Consider the following 14,135-nt stretch of genomic DNA (forward strand, 5'->3'; position numbering starts at 1 on the left):
GCCTGCAAGCGCCTCGCGCCAATCTGAAGCCGACCCAGCCCAATCCGATACAGTCATGACCCAACGCTCCCATTCTCTCGGAAAGAATTGAATCAGAGATCTTCAAAATACGCAACTGTAGTACTAACGCGTGATAACCGTTCAGCTCCGGCAATTCCTTGTCGTGATAGTAATTGCGCTTCAGTTCGCGATAGATCGTGGACGGAGCACGACCCAGCCGATCCGCCATCTTTGGAACCGGCATTTTGGCTTCACGCCACTTGGCAAGCTTCCGGCGCTCTTCCAAACTCAGGTGAGGGTAGCAGCGTCCCATTCGACATCCTCCATGCAACATTCTGTTTTGATACAGAATTTGCACTTCGGATGTGAATCCACCCGTGAAATCTCAAGGTACGTTGCGACAGGTTCCGCTATCTCAGTTTCATCAGTTCTTCCCTGAATGCTTCAGTCGGTGTGCGCCATCCGAGGCATTTTCTGGGTGTGTTGTTCAAGCGGTCGCAAATCGCCTTCATATCGCGATTTGAGAGAGCGGCCACGGGCGCATCTCGTGGCAGAAACCGACGCGCCCGCTTGTTCAGGTTCTCGACAGAGCCCTTCTGCCACGGAGCCTGCGGATCACAGAACCACGCCTCAGTGCCGATCCCTGGCTTGAGTTTGCGCCAGTCGCGGAACTCAATCCCGCGATCGAACGTGATTGATTTGCGTGCAGGTTGGGGCAGGGGTTCCATAACGCCCATCAGGCGGTTCATCAGGTGCGTCGTGCTGCGATCATTGTTCCGGAACAGGACGGCGAAGCGCGTCTTGCGCTCGACCAGTGAAGCTACATTCATTTTGCCCTGTGCACGTTCAAAGATCATGAGATCGCCCTCCCATTCGCCAAATGTCTCACGCGATCTGACGTAGGCGGGCCGCTCATGGATCGACCGATCCGGCGGAAAAACAAGGCCACGCGGCGTGCGTCGACCTCGCGGATGCCGCTTCTTACGTCGATGCGGCAGATAACGGGCCAATTGTTCAGACTGGCCGTCGGGCCCGTAAATATAGGCATAGATCGTCTCATGGCTGACGCGCAAATCTTGACCCTCATACCGCAAGCGCCCCGCGATCTGTTCCGGTGACCATCCTTCCTCCAACTGCTTGATAACATGAACTCGAAGATCCACGAACCGCACCAGCTTGCGACGCCGAGCGCGACGCTCGACAGCAGACCTCTGGGCATTCATCCCATAATAGCCATTCAGGTTTGGCAGGTCGTCGTCGACAAATCGATTCCGCTTGATCTCGCGATACACAGTCGAGCGATGCCTGCCGACCTCAGCGGCGATCTTGTCGACGGACATTTTGGCGTTCAACATATCTTCAATCGCACGCCTCTCGCGTAGGTTCAGCTCTGTGTGGGCCATCTTTCATTCTCCTGCTTTCCAGCAAGATAGGGGATTTGTCGCAACCCAAGTTAGAATGTGCCCGGCTACAATTAAGAATACGGATAATTCGTTTTATGTTAAGGCAATCTCCAGATCCCTTCGTCCTGAACCACCCGGGATTCTGAAAGAAGCTTCTCCAGATGCGCCGCGGCATTTCGTTCGGCGGCCATTGCAATATGCGGGTCAGATTTTTTGTAAACAGAAGTGGCGATATTCTGGAGCGAGTCGGAGGTACTTGAGAGGTGCGCGAGAATCTCCGACTCACGACGCATCCGGTTGGCGAGCAACCGTTTGACGTACGGTCCCGGGTCCCGGAGTACAGGTCCGTGACCCGGCAGGCTGACCTTATCGTTGCGATCGATTAGCCGCTGAAGCTGGGTGCAGTAATCGCGCATGTTGCCGTCAGGGGGGCTGACTATAGAACTGTTCCAACTCATCACGTGATCGCCTGTGAAAAGTACTCCATCCGGCCTCGCGAAGCAGAGGTGATCGCTCGCATGACCAGGTGTGTGCAGGACAGTAAGACCAGCGATCACCTGCCCGTCTTTCAAAAAGCCGTCAGGTTGAAACGCATCGTCAGGAAATGCGCGCGAAACATAAACCGGCAAACCTGTACGTTCGCGCAATGCCGGCACGGCCCCGAAATGATCGGAATGGTGATGTGTCAGGAGAATTCCGGCAGGGTTGGCTCCCAAATTCTCGACGATTGCTTCGAAATGTGCACTGTCTTCTGCTGGACCGGGGTCGATAATGAACCGACCGTCAGGAGTATCAATGATATAGCTATTCGTCCCGTGATAGGTCATCTTCCCGGGATTGTTGGCAACGATCCTTAGGATTCCCTCGGCCACCTCTACGCCCTGCGCACGAGGAGGGTCAGGCTCACCGTAAAACATGTTGTTTCTTGTCATTCTTTACGACCATGTATTGATTGCGAACAATCCGTATCATGCAGCTCCGCCTCTTGCTCTTGCACAGTTTCGGAAGCCTCAAGCTGGTTTTCAGCGCCGGTCGAACCCGGCACTGGAACAAAGCAACGAAGCCCAGCGTTCAAACACGGCCCCGATTTTGGAACCCTGTATACAGCACCACAGCAATTGCCGCCTTGGCCAGATCTCCAAGCAGGAACGGGTAAAGCCCGGCGTTCATCAATTTTTCTCCATAGCCGATAAAGCCGCCCAGCCAGAAGAGCCCTGCGCAGTACATAAGCATGGAACCGAAAAGTACAGCGACAGTTGCTCTGAATGCAGGCTGAAACCCTCTCAACTTTTGAACCATCCATCCAGCGGCAGCCGCTGCGAGTGCGAACCCAATCAAGTATCCGCCTGTGGGGCCGGCAATATAGACCAATCCGGCCGGCGCGGGAGGCGTGCCAGCGAAAACCGGAAGGCCAAGCGCGCCTTCCAGAAGGTAGATTACTACAACAAGTCCACCGCGAACTGGACCCAGAAAAAGTCCAAGGCCCAGGACTGCTAGGGATTGGGTCGACATCGGAACCGGGTAGAAAGGAACCACGATTTTCGCGGAGAGTGTCAGAAGAATGGTGCCGATGAGTATAGTTGCGAACTCTCGGGACAGACTTGCGAGTGGTTGGCGTTGAGTAGATTCCAAATTCATTTTGTTAGTCCTTGTGTCAGTTGGTCGTTGATATGGTTTTTGTAATGGTGAGTTCACATCCGCTTGGCGACCTCTTCGAGCATGACCTCGGTGGCACCGCCGCCGATGGCCTGGACACGGGCATCGCGCGACATGCGTTCCACGGGTGTTTCCCGCATATAGCCCATACCGCCATGGAACTGGACACAGTCGTAAAGCACGCTGTTTACCAGCTCGCCACAATAGGCCTTGACCATCGATACTTCTTTGACGCAATCGCGGCCCGCGGCATCTAGTGACGCAGCGTGATAGGTAAGCTGACGTCCCGCTTCAATCCGGGTCTGGCAATCGGCCAATCGCTGGCGCACTGCCTGCTTGTCCCACAGCACACCACCGAAAGCCTTGCGCTGCTTGACGTAATCCACAGTCATTTCCAGTGCGGATTGCGCCTCGGCGCAGGCCATTGCACCCAGCACGATCCGTTCGTTCTGGAAGTTCTTCATCACCGAGTAGAAGCCCCGGTTCACCTCCCCCAGCACGTTCTCTGCCGGGATGCGCACATCCTCGAAGATCAGTTCGGCGGTGTCCGAGCACAGCCAGCCGGTCTTGTTCAGCGCCCGGCCGACAGAGAACCCCGGTGTGCCCTTTTCGACCGTGAACATGGTGATCCCGCGCGAGCCCTTGGCGTCCGGGTCGGTCTTGGCGCCGACGAAATAGATGTCGCCATGCACGCCGTTGGTGATGAACATCTTGGTGCCGTTGATCACCCAGTCCGATCCGTCCTGCACCGCGCGCGTGCGCATCCCCGCCACGTCAGACCCGGCGCCCGGTTCGGTCACGGCCACTGCGGCAATCTTTTCGCCCGAGGTGATCGAGGGCATCCAGCGCGCCTTTTGTTCGGGCGTACCGGCGTTTTCAAGATGCGGCGAGGCCATGTCGGTATGGACCAGAACCGTGGCCGAAAACCCGCCGAAGGTGGAGCGCCCCGCTTCCTCGGCCAGCACGACGCTGGACATCACATTTAGCCCTGCGCCGCCATATTGCTCGTCATAGCGCATGCCCAGCACGCCCAGATCGCCCATTCGGCGCAGCACGTCACGCGGCACCATGCCATCCCTTTCCCAAGCGTCGGCCTTGGCCGTCACTTCGGTTTCGATGAAGCGGCGCAGCTGCGCGCGGATCATGTTAAGGTCCTCACTGAACGGGCCTGTGGCCGCATCAATCATGTCATGCTTGGTCATTGGGTTTCCTCTGGATCGAGTTTTACAAGGGGCGCTTGCCCGGCGACGGTGTCGCCGGCGGCGCAGTAGATTTCGGCTACGATGCCCGCAAACGGGGCGACCAGGCTTTGCAGCAGTTTCATCGCCTCAAGCACCACCAGTGTATCGCCCGCCGCGACCCGATCGCCGGGCGCGACCCGCAGTTCGACCACTGCACCGGGCATCGGCGTGACAAGCAAGTCTGCCCCGCCGACCTTTCCCGAAGCGCGTTGCAGGTGTCTGTCCTCCAGCGTTTCAATGGCAAACCCGGCCATACCATCCGGCGTTGACAGAAACACCTGCCAGTGTTTTTTCGTGCGGCGCAGGTGCGCGGCGCGGGTAAAGGGCACGCCGCCAACGCGCCCTGTCAGGCGGTCGGCGGTCAGGCCGGGCGCTTCGACGGTAACAGGGGTGCCGTCCGGCAATCTGATCGTCAGATGCCTTTTATCGCCCGCCGCGCTGGTCGGGTCTTCGTCGCCCAAGGCCCAATAGAAGGCAGCGCCGGGCCGGCCTGCGGGCGCGGTCAGACGCCACGCACCTAGACCTTGCCAAGGGGTGTTCCCGGCCGTCGGGACCAGATGCAAATGCAGGGCCAGTGTGGCTAGCGCGCGGCTTTGCGCATCGGGTGCGGGGGGTGCCCACCCGTTCACAAACATCTCGCCAAGCCCGGCGGTGTGATGCCGGATCGCGGCAAAGTCGGGATGAATTAACAAGGCGCGCTGAAACGCCAGGTTCAGCCCCAGCCCGCCCACGGCAAAGCCGTCGATTGCGGCCACGCTCTTGCGGATGGCCTGCGCCCGGTCCGGCGCATGGATGATCAGCTTGGCCAACATGGAATCGTAGTGATGGCCGACAGTTGAACCTTCCCCGACGCCCGTATCCAGCCGCACGCCCGAAGGCGGCACCCACAGCGTGATCCTGCCGGTTTCGGGGCGGTAATTCTCGGCCGGGTTTTCGGCGGCAACGCGCACTTCGATGGCGTGGCCTTCGAAGTGTACGTCGGGTTGCTGGAAAGTCAGCCGCTCGCCCCGCGCGATGCGCAACTGCCATTCGACCAAGTCGATTCCGGTGATCGCCTCGGTGACGGGATGTTCGACCTGAAGGCGGGTATTCATCTCAAGGAAGTAATAGGCGCGGCGCTCGGGGTCATATAGGTATTCAACCGTTCCGGCAGAGCGGTATCCGATCGCCTGTGCAAGGCGCACGGCGGCAGCGCGCATATGCTCGCGCAGATCGTCTGGCAGATTCGGCGCGGGGGCCTCTTCGATAAGCTTCTGGTGATTGCGTTGCAGCGAACAGTCCCGGTCGCCGAGATGCACCAGGTTGCCATGCGTGTCGCCCAGCACCTGCACCTCGACATGGCGGGAGCGGAGCGCATAGCGTTCCAAAAATACCGCCGGATCGCCGAACGCACCCTGCGCCTCTGCCCGGGCAGAGGCGATGGCCTTGGGCGCGTCGGCCATGTCGGTGACGAGACGCATCCCGCGTCCGCCACCGCCGGCGCTGGCCTTGACCAGGAATGGCACCCCAAGCGCGCCCGCCTCTTGCAGCAGGCGTGAATCCGATTGATCGGCACCGCGGTACCCGGGCAGCACCGGCACCCCTGCGGCCTCGGCCGCAGCCTTCGCCGCGATCTTGGACCCCATTTGAGCGATGGCATCGGGTTCCGGTCCGATAAAGACTAGCCCTGCGGCCTCGACCGCTGCCGCGAAATCCGCGTTCTCGGACAGAAAGCCATAACCGGGATGCACCGCACCCGCGCCCGTGGCGCGCGCTGCCCCCAGGATGGCCGGGACGTTGAGGTAGCTTTCAGACGCAGCCGCCGGGCCGATACAGACAGCGTGATCCGCCTCGGCTACGAAGGGCGCGTCGCGGTCGGCCTCGGAAAAGACCGCAACCGTTTCCAGCCCCAGCTTGCGGCACCCGCGCTGGATGCGCCGGGCGATCTCGCCCCGGTTGGTAATCAGGACGCGGGTGAAACTCATTTCACTCTCCACGAAGGCACGCTCTTGTTGAGAAAGCTGTTGATGCCTTCAATGCCTTCCCCGGTTTCCCAGGCGTCGGCCAGACGGTCGGCAGTGTAGATCATGTTGGTTTCCAGATCGTGACTGGCGACATAAGCGATCAGTGCCTTGGTATCCGCCACCGCGCCGGGCGCTGCCTGAAGGTGATCGTGCACCACCCGTTCAACGGCGGCATCCAACGCGTCGGCGGCGACGACCTCGGAAAGTAGCCCGATCCTTTCGGCGCGCGCGCTGTCGAAGAGCGCGCCCGACAGCATGGTTTCACGCGCGTGCACCTTGCCGATGCGGGCCACCACGTAGGGCGAGATATTGGCGGGCAGCAGACCCAGTTTCACTTCGGTCAAGCCATAGCGTGCGCCTTCTGCGCCGATGGTATAGTCGCAGACCGAAATCATGCCGACGCCACCGCCATATGCCGGGCCGTTGATCCGCCCGATCAGCGGCTTTTGCAGCGTGTCCAGTCGGCGCAACAGATGCGCGAGCGTGGCGCTTTGTTTGACCCGCTCGGCGCGGGATTTTTCGACGTTGGAGGCGAACCAATTGAAATCCCCTCCAGCGCAAAAGCTAGTGCCGGCACCGGTCAGAACCACGATACGGACGTTTTTATCGGATACCAGTCGCCCGGCCGCGTCGCAAAGTTCGGTGATCAGCGTGCCGTTCAGGGCATTGTGCTTGTCCGGCCGGTTCAAGGTCAGGGTGGCGACGCCACGCGCATCGGTCTCAAGCCGGATGGTTTCATAAGTTGTCGTCATTTCACCGACCTCACATTCTGAATACGGGCGTGTGGCGCTCGACCTTGGGGACAGATGAAACGACGGCCAGGCACAGGCCTAGAATGTCACGGGTTTGCCCGGGCTCGATCAACCCGTCATCCCATAGACGCGAAGTGGCGTAATACGGATCGGACTGTTCGCCATATTGGGCACGTACCTGCGTCTCGATCTCAGCAAGATCGGTCTCTATCTTTTCAGGTTCGCCGGCTTTCTGGCGGCGCAGCTCCTGCATCACGTTGGTCGCGATGTCCGCGGACATGGTGGCCAACTCCGCCATCGGCCAGGCAAAGAGGAAATTCGGTGCAAATCCGCGTCCGCACATGCCGTAATTGCCCGCTCCATAGGATCCGCCAAGCAGGACTGACAATCGCGGCACCTTGGCAACCGACATGGCATAGACCAGCTTGGCGCTGTTCTTGGCGATGCCGCCACGCTCCGCCTCGGTCCCGACCATGAAACCCGCGATGTTGTGCAAGAACAGTAGCGGGATATTGCGCTGGTCGCACATCGAGACGAACTGCGCCCCCTTCAGCGAACTGTCCGACATCAGCGCGCCGTTGTTGGCCAGGATACCGACCCGATAGCCGTGGATCCGCCCGGTGCCGCAAACCAGCGTCTCACCCCAGCCGGGCTTGAATTCGCGGAACTCGCCCGCGTCGATCATGCGCAGCAGAACCTCGCGCATGTCGTAGGGCTGCTTGCGGTCGGCGCTGATGATGCCGAGCAATTCTGACGGATCATGCGCGGGCGGCGCGGGGGCTGCGTCGGGCGGCATCGGGCGCGACTGGCCCAACTCGGCCACGATGTCGCGCATCAGCGCCAGCGCATGGTATTCGTCCTCGGCCAGATGGTCGGACACGCCCGAGACGCGCGAATGCATCTCGGCACCACCCAGCGTTTCGCCATCGGCCACTTCGTTGATCGCCACCTTGACGATAGAGGGCCCGCCCAGATGGATGCGCGCGTTGCCGCGCACCATGATGACCTCGTCCGACAGCGCGGGAATATAGGCCCCGCCTGCCGTGCAGCCGCCGAACACGGCCGAGATCTGCGGCAAGCCGCTGGCCGACATGTTGGTCTGGCGATAGAAGGAATTGCCGAAATGGCGGGCGTCGGGAAAGACCCGGTCCTGCTCAGGCAGATAGGCCCCGCCGCAATCCACCAGATAAAGGCAGGGCAACCGGTTTTCCGCCGCGATTTCCTGGGCGCGGATGTGCTTTTGCACCGTCTCGTGGTAAAATGACCCGCCCTTCACCGTCGCGTCATTGGCGATCACCATGCAGGGCAGCCCATGAACGATGCCGATGCCTGTCACGATTCCCGCACCTGGCACCTCGCCGCCGTATTGCCCGTAGGCCGCGAGCGACGACAGTTCCAGAAACGCCGTGCCCGGATCCACCAGCAAGTCGATCCTCTCGCGTACCAGCAGCTTGCCGCGCTTGCGGTGGCGCTCGACCATGTCGAGGCGCCCGCCCGAGGTGGCCACGGCCATCCGCGCGCGCAAGGTCCCGACCCGCGCGCTTTGCGCCTGGTGATTCCGCGCATAGATCTCTGATGCGGTCAGCACTGCTGTTTCAAGGCGCGCCATGGCTCAGGTCTCCTGTCTTTCAAGTATTCCGTTGAGAAACACATCGGCATAGGTGCGTGACAGCGCCTCTGCGCTGCCGCGGTGCGGATCGAACCATTCAAGCGTGGCGTTCAGCGCACCGATCAACATCAGGCGCAGGCGGCGGATGTCCACTTCGCGTTTCAGCGCGCCGTCTGCCTGAAGCCGGGACAACAGGTTGTCCCATTCGGCCTCATAGGCCCGGCGCGTGTGCAGATTGGCATCGCGGACGGATTGCGGCACCTGCCCGAAAATGCGCACATTGGCCGAGGAATAATCGCTGACGTCCAGAAGCGCGCGCAGATGCGCCCTGATCGCTGCCCGCAGGATCGCCTCGGCGCCGGCGCTCTCGGGCAAGGCGGAAAGGGCTTGGCGCATGCTCTCATGAACGACCTGAATACCTGCATCCAGAACGGCGGCGACGATCTCATCCTTTGAGCCGAAATGGTAATATATGCTGCCCGCCTTGATCCCTGCGGCTGCGGCGATTTTTCTGAGTGACACCGACCCATAGCCCTGCTCGCGAAACAGCCGCGCCGCAACATCCAGGACGCCACCACGCCCGACCGCCCCACGGGGGATTTCGTTGAGCTTACTAGCTGTGGTATTCGCCATGGGGTCTCTTTACGGTATATTGCCTAACTAACAACTGTTAGGCAATTGGTGCCAATGAGTCAATCGCCCCGAACGTGTTGGATTGGAACTTGTGGCAAATTCCGTCCGGGTAATCGTCATACGGCCGCCCGGAAATGTCAGTCGCCCGCCAAGGCCCGAAAACGTGGCTTGGCGGGCTTGGGTCAGATCGTGAAGCCGCCGCCGCAAATGATATGCTGACCCGAAATGAAGTTCGATTCGGGCGTACAGAACAAATAGACCGCGCCGGCCGCCTCTTGCGGGGTGCCGACCCGGCCCAGCGGGATCATACGTTCCATCTGGGACAGAAGATCGGGGTTCACGCCGACCTTGATTTCGCGGTCTTCCACCTTGATTGTGCTGTCGCCCGCGGCGCTGCCTTCGGTCAGCCGCGTGCGGATCGGGCCAAAGGCCACCGCGTTGACATTGACCTTGTAGCGCCCCCATTCCTTGGCCATCGTCCGGGTGACCCCCAAGATACCGGCCTTTGCGGCGGCATAGTTTATCTGCCCGGCATTGCCGCCGGTCCCCGCGATGGATGAGATATTCACCACCTTGCGGAACACTTCCTGCCCTGCAGCAGCCTCTTCTTTGGCCTTGGCGCTGATCACCGGCTGGGCGGCGCGCAGAATCCTGAAGGGCGCGGTCAGGTGAACGTCGATGATCGCCTGCCACTGTTCATCGGTCATCTTCTGAACGACGCTGTCCCAAGTGTAGCCGGCATTGTTCACGATGATGTCCAGTCCGCCAAAGCTCTCCACGCCCGTTTTGATGAAACGCTCGGCAAAACCGTCTGCTGTCACGCTGCCGGCGCAAACTACGGCCTCGCCACCCGCCGCACGAATGGCCTCGGCGGTGTCATTGGCCGGGTCGGCATCCAGATCGTTGACCACAACGCGCGCCCCTTCCGAGGCCAGCTTGAGCGCGATCTCGCGACCGATACCCCGGCCCGAACCGGAAACCAGCGCAACGCGCCCGTCAAGTTTTCCAGTCATGTTTTCTCCTCCCGATTGGTGCTGTCACGCTTTTTCATAAAGCGTGGTCACACAAGCTCCGCCGAGACCCAGATTATGCTGGAGCGCCAGCCGCGCGCCATCGACCTGCCGGGCGTCGGCCTGCCCGCGCAGCTGCTGGACTAGCTCGGTGCATTGGGCAAGGCCGGTCGCCCCGAGCGGATGCCCCTTGGACAACAGCCCGCCCGACGGATTAGTCACGTATTTGCCGCCATATGTGTTGTCGCCATCGTCGACGAATTTCGCCGCATCACCGCGACGGCAAAGGCCAAGCGCCTCATAGGTGATCAGCTCGTTATGGGCGAAACAGTCATGCAGTTCTACCACGTCCACATCCTGAGGCCCGATGCCCGCCGCCTCATAGACCTTATCCGCGGCACGTTTAGCCATCGAATAGCCGACGACCTCGCGCATGTCATGCGCGCCGAAAGTTTCCGGGCCGTCCGTCGTCATGGCCTGAGCGGCAATGCGGACCGAGCTGTCCAGACCGTGCTTGTCGGCGAAGGCCTTGGAGCACACGATTGCCGCAGCGGCGCCACAGGTCGGCGGGCACGCCATCAGCTTGGTCATGACGCCGGGCCAGACGACCTGCGCCGCCAACACGTCTTCTGGCGTCACTTCCTGCCGGAACAGCGCCACCGGGTTCTTGGCCGCATGCCGACTGGCCTTGGCGCGGATTTTCGCGAAGGTTTCCAGCGTAGTGCCGAACTCTTCCATATGCGCTTTGCCCGCGCCGCCGAAATAGCGCAGCGCCAGCGGAATATCGGGATTGCTGATCAGAGCGTCTGTTTCTTCGTCGAACGCTGCAAACGGGCTGACCCGATCGTGGAACATCGCGCCGATTGCGCCGGGCTGCATCTGCTCGAACCCTAGTGCCAGAGCACATTCCACTGCGCCGCTTTCAACGGCCTGGCGGGCCAGGAACAGGGCAGACGAACCGGTCGAGCAGTTGTTGTTCACATTCAGAACCGGGATGCCGGTCATGCCGACTTGATACAAGGCCCGCTGGCCACAGGTGCTGTCGCCGTAGACATAGCCAACATAGGCCTGCTGAACCTTGTCATAATCCAGACCCGCATCGGCCAGGGCAGAACGGGTGGCTGCGGTCGCCATCACGTCATAGCTATCAGATTTTCCCGGCTTCTGAAATGGGACCATCCCGACGCCGACGACATAGGCTTTGTCTTTCATTTCTCTCTCTCCCATGCTTGGTCTGGCTATTGTGAACGGGAAGCCATCTCAATTTCTAACATATGTTTGATTTTAGCGCTTAGCCTAGATAACTGTCAACATAGCTAAACCGTGATTTAGGGCGCTTGCGTCATTTGCTAACACATGACTGATTTTCGTGATCGCGCGTTCCGGAAGCCAACACCTGTCAGGCTTTCGGGTCCCGACTGGACGGTCGATGAGCGTTTGACGTCTGGTTCCGGTAACCAGTGGTTCCCAACCCACAAAAAGGAGAGATAATGGCGTATTGTTATGAATTCAAAGGGTTCGTTCCCGTTGTGCCCGAGGATACATATGTCCATCCTCAGGCGGTTCTGATCGGAAATGTCATCCTGGGTCATGGGTGCTATATCGGACCCGGAGCAAGCCTGCGGGGCGATTTCGGCAGGATCGTGATCGGGGATGGCGCCAATGTGCAGGACAACTGCATCATCCATTCTTTTCCCGGCCGCGACGCAGTGGTGGACACCGACGGTCATATCGGCCACGGCGCTATCCTGCACGGTTGCACAGTGGGGCGGAACGCCTTGGTCGGGATGAATGCCGTCATCATGGATGGCGTGCAGCTTGGTGCGGAATCAATCGTTGGCGCGCAGGCGTTCGTGCGGGGCGAAACGATAGTTCCACCGCGCTCGATGGTGGTCGGATCGCCGGCAAGGGTGATCCGCGACGTCACCGAGAAGGAAGTCGCTTGGAAAACACGCGGAACTGCCGAGTATCAGCAACTCGCCCGCGACTGTCTGGCCGAATTGAAGCCCGTCGAGCCGCTTAAGGCGGTCGAGACCGACAGGCCGGAGATGACTACCTCCGACGTCGTTTCCATTCAAGAGGCGCGGCAGAAGCCATCCTCATTTGTCTAAAACCGGAAAGGGGCGGGTTTTCTCGCGCCTCGAAAGCGCCAGATGGTATCGCGTTGGTGCGGAACGGCACCTAAGTAACGCGGTGCGCCGCCCTGCCCTTCAGGCCGTCACAGCCGGAATATCCCGTAATGCGGATCGTCAATAGGTGCGTTCAGCGAGGCGGAGATCGACATGCCGAGCGCGTTGCGCGTGTCCGCCGGGTCGAGGATACCGTCATCCCACAACTCCGAGGTCGAGGTATAGGCCTCGACGTCGCGCCTGAACTTCTCCAGCACCGGGTCGCGGATTGCAGCGATTTCCGCTTCGGTCAGTTGCTTGCCTTCGCGTTCAAGCTGCCGGATCTTGACGTCGGCCATGGTGTTGGCGGCCTGATCCGCCCCCATGACGCCGATTTCCGCCTGCGGCCACATGAACAGCGTCCGCGCATCCCAGGCCCGCCCGCACATGCCGTAATTACCGGCCCCGTAGGACGCATTGGCAATCACGGTGAACTTGGGCACGACCGAGCCGCCCTGCGCCATCAGCATCTTGGCGCCGTCCTTGGCGATGCCACGTTCCTCGTATTCGCGGCCGACCATGTAGCCGGTGATGTTCTGAAAAAAGACCAGTGGCGTACGGTTCTGGTTGCATAGCTGCATGAAATGCGCCGCTTTAAGCGAGCTGTCGTTGAACAGCACCCCGTTGTTGGCGAGGATGCCCACTTTGTAGCCCCAGATGTGGGCAAAACCGCAAATCATCGTGGTTCCGTAATCCGGCTGGTATTCGTGAAACCGCGAACCGTCCACGATTCGGGCAAGAACCTCGCGCATGTCGAACTGGGTCTTCCGGTCCTTGGGGATGATCCCGTAAAGTTCCTTGGGATCGTAATAGGGCTCCTCATGCGCCGCCGTTTCTATGATGGTTTTTGGCATACGCTTCCACTGACTGACAATCTCGCGCGCCAGTGCAAAGGCATGCTGTTCTGTGGCGGCGCGATAATCTCCCGTCCCCGAGACAGAGGTGTGCATCACCGCTCCGCCAAGCTCCTGCACGCCGACCTCTTCGCCGGTGGCCGCCTTGACCAGCGGCGGACCGCCCAGAAAGATCGCCCCGGTGCCCTCGATGATGATGTTGTAATCGCTCAGCGTCGGCACATAGGCGCCGCCCGCGGTGCAATGCCCGCCAACGATGGCAATTTGCGGTATATTGGCCTGGCTCAGCTTGACCTGGTTGCGAAACACCCGGCCGCCCAGATAGCGGTCGGGAAACACGCCGTGTTGCAGCGGCAGGAAGCCCCCGGCGCTATCGCAGATATGGACGACCGGCAAACGGTTTTCCAATGCGACATCCAGAAGCCGCACGATCTTTTTGACGGTATGCGGATACCAGGCACCACCCTTGACGCTGGCATCGTTGGCGTGGATGGCCACCTCGCGGCCCTGCACGATGCCGATGCCCGTCACCACGGCGGCACCGGGCACGGCGCCATCATATTCGCGGCAGGCGGCCAGCGTCGAGAATTCAAGAAACGGCGTGCCCGGATCGAGCAGCAGCTTCAACCGCTCGCGCACGCCCAGTTTGTTCTGGCGTGCCAAGCGGTCGATGTCCCGTTGGGGCCGCTCGAAACGCGCCGCATGCTGGCGGGCGTGAAACTCCTTCAGCCGTTCGGACATGGCGGCGAAATTGGCCTTGTAGTCGGCGGCATTGGTGTCGATATGGCTTTCGATCCGGCGCATTG

Annotated in this window: 13 protein-coding genes; 1 reads left to right on the plus strand and 12 read right to left on the minus strand. The window is 60.5% G+C overall.

Annotation, left to right across the window (positions count from 1 at the left end):
* The 11 genes from PVW27_RS11270 to PVW27_RS11320 all read right to left on the minus strand — a co-directional run.
* Positions 1-313 (minus strand): helix-turn-helix domain-containing protein (locus PVW27_RS11270; RefSeq protein WP_274557751.1); only part of this gene is annotated, 313 nt, incomplete at its 3' end.
* Positions 314-410: 97 nt separating this feature from the next.
* The gene (locus tag PVW27_RS11275; RefSeq protein WP_274557752.1) at positions 411-1,403 is read right to left on the minus strand and encodes an IS30 family transposase; all 993 of its coding nucleotides are present in this window, start codon (positions 1,401-1,403) and stop codon (positions 411-413) included.
* A gap of 98 nt (positions 1,404-1,501) precedes the next feature.
* A complete protein-coding gene (locus tag PVW27_RS11280) occupies positions 1,502-2,320 on the minus strand; it encodes an MBL fold metallo-hydrolase (protein ID WP_274557753.1) in 819 nt (272 codons plus the stop codon).
* A gap of 154 nt (positions 2,321-2,474) precedes the next feature.
* Positions 2,475-3,041, minus strand: a complete 567-nt coding sequence (locus PVW27_RS11285; RefSeq protein ID WP_047998012.1) for a biotin transporter BioY — start codon at positions 3,039-3,041, stop codon at positions 2,475-2,477.
* A gap of 53 nt (positions 3,042-3,094) precedes the next feature.
* Positions 3,095-4,261: an acyl-CoA dehydrogenase family protein gene (locus PVW27_RS11290; protein ID WP_274557789.1), complete on the minus strand. Its 1,167-nt coding sequence runs from the start codon at positions 4,259-4,261 to the stop codon at positions 3,095-3,097.
* The gene (locus tag PVW27_RS11295; RefSeq protein WP_274557790.1) at positions 4,258-6,264 is read right to left on the minus strand and encodes an acetyl/propionyl/methylcrotonyl-CoA carboxylase subunit alpha; all 2,007 of its coding nucleotides are present in this window, start codon (positions 6,262-6,264) and stop codon (positions 4,258-4,260) included. Before PVW27_RS11295 ends, PVW27_RS11290 begins: the two co-directional genes overlap by 4 nt.
* The gene (locus PVW27_RS11300; protein ID WP_274557792.1) at positions 6,261-7,055 is read right to left on the minus strand and encodes a crotonase/enoyl-CoA hydratase family protein; all 795 of its coding nucleotides are present in this window, start codon (positions 7,053-7,055) and stop codon (positions 6,261-6,263) included. The genes PVW27_RS11295 and PVW27_RS11300 overlap by 4 nt, the downstream gene beginning before the upstream one ends.
* A gap of 10 nt (positions 7,056-7,065) precedes the next feature.
* A complete protein-coding gene (locus PVW27_RS11305) occupies positions 7,066-8,664 on the minus strand; it encodes an acyl-CoA carboxylase subunit beta (protein ID WP_274557794.1) in 1,599 nt (532 codons plus the stop codon).
* 3 nt (positions 8,665-8,667) lie between these two features.
* Complete coding sequence (locus PVW27_RS11310) at positions 8,668-9,297, minus strand: TetR/AcrR family transcriptional regulator (RefSeq protein WP_274557796.1); 630 nt, start codon at positions 9,295-9,297, stop codon at positions 8,668-8,670.
* 182 nt (positions 9,298-9,479) lie between these two features.
* Positions 9,480-10,310 (minus strand): SDR family NAD(P)-dependent oxidoreductase, encoded by an 831-nt coding sequence (locus PVW27_RS11315; protein ID WP_274557798.1) that lies wholly within the window; start codon positions 10,308-10,310, stop codon positions 9,480-9,482.
* Between the two features lie 24 nt (positions 10,311-10,334).
* The gene (locus PVW27_RS11320) at positions 10,335-11,519 is read right to left on the minus strand and encodes a lipid-transfer protein (protein ID WP_274557800.1); all 1,185 of its coding nucleotides are present in this window, start codon (positions 11,517-11,519) and stop codon (positions 10,335-10,337) included.
* Positions 11,520-11,797: 278 nt separating this feature from the next.
* Between PVW27_RS11320 and PVW27_RS11325 the strand changes: the two genes are divergently transcribed.
* Entirely contained in the window at positions 11,798-12,418 is a 621-nt protein-coding gene (locus tag PVW27_RS11325) for an acyltransferase (protein ID WP_274557802.1), read from the plus strand.
* Between the two features lie 107 nt (positions 12,419-12,525).
* Here the strand turns inward: PVW27_RS11325 and PVW27_RS11330 are convergent, their stop codons facing one another.
* Positions 12,526-14,133: an acyl-CoA carboxylase subunit beta gene (locus PVW27_RS11330; protein ID WP_274557804.1), complete on the minus strand. Its 1,608-nt coding sequence runs from the start codon at positions 14,131-14,133 to the stop codon at positions 12,526-12,528.
* Positions 14,134-14,135 lie beyond the last annotated feature (2 nt).

Origin of the sequence: Seohaeicola sp. 4SK31, from assembly GCF_028802875.1 — a bacterium.
Classification (GTDB): Bacteria; Pseudomonadota; Alphaproteobacteria; order Rhodobacterales; family Rhodobacteraceae; genus Seohaeicola.

Excerpts from the sequence above, each read along its gene's own strand:
- PVW27_RS11305 (WP_274557794.1), bottom strand. The coding sequence starts at position 8,664 with ATGGCGCGCCTTGAAACAGCAGTGCTGACCGCATCAGAGATCTATGCG.
- PVW27_RS11280 (WP_274557753.1), bottom strand. The coding sequence starts at position 2,320 with ATGTTTTACGGTGAGCCTGACCCTCCTCGTGCGCAGGGCGTAGAGGTG.
- PVW27_RS11310 (WP_274557796.1), bottom strand. The coding sequence starts at position 9,297 with ATGGCGAATACCACAGCTAGTAAGCTCAACGAAATCCCCCGTGGGGCG.
- PVW27_RS11315 (WP_274557798.1), bottom strand. The coding sequence starts at position 10,310 with ATGACTGGAAAACTTGACGGGCGCGTTGCGCTGGTTTCCGGTTCGGGC.
- PVW27_RS11300 (WP_274557792.1), bottom strand. The coding sequence starts at position 7,055 with ATGACGACAACTTATGAAACCATCCGGCTTGAGACCGATGCGCGTGGC.
- PVW27_RS11290 (WP_274557789.1), bottom strand. The coding sequence starts at position 4,261 with ATGACCAAGCATGACATGATTGATGCGGCCACAGGCCCGTTCAGTGAG.
- PVW27_RS11320 (WP_274557800.1), bottom strand. The coding sequence starts at position 11,519 with ATGAAAGACAAAGCCTATGTCGTCGGCGTCGGGATGGTCCCATTTCAG.
- PVW27_RS11275 (WP_274557752.1), bottom strand. The coding sequence starts at position 1,403 with ATGGCCCACACAGAGCTGAACCTACGCGAGAGGCGTGCGATTGAAGAT.
- PVW27_RS11285 (WP_047998012.1), bottom strand. The coding sequence starts at position 3,041 with ATGAATTTGGAATCTACTCAACGCCAACCACTCGCAAGTCTGTCCCGA.
- PVW27_RS11325 (WP_274557802.1), top strand. The coding sequence starts at position 11,798 with ATGGCGTATTGTTATGAATTCAAAGGGTTCGTTCCCGTTGTGCCCGAG.
- PVW27_RS11295 (WP_274557790.1), bottom strand. The coding sequence starts at position 6,264 with ATGAGTTTCACCCGCGTCCTGATTACCAACCGGGGCGAGATCGCCCGG.
- PVW27_RS11330 (WP_274557804.1), bottom strand. The coding sequence starts at position 14,133 with ATGCGCCGGATCGAAAGCCATATCGACACCAATGCCGCCGACTACAAG.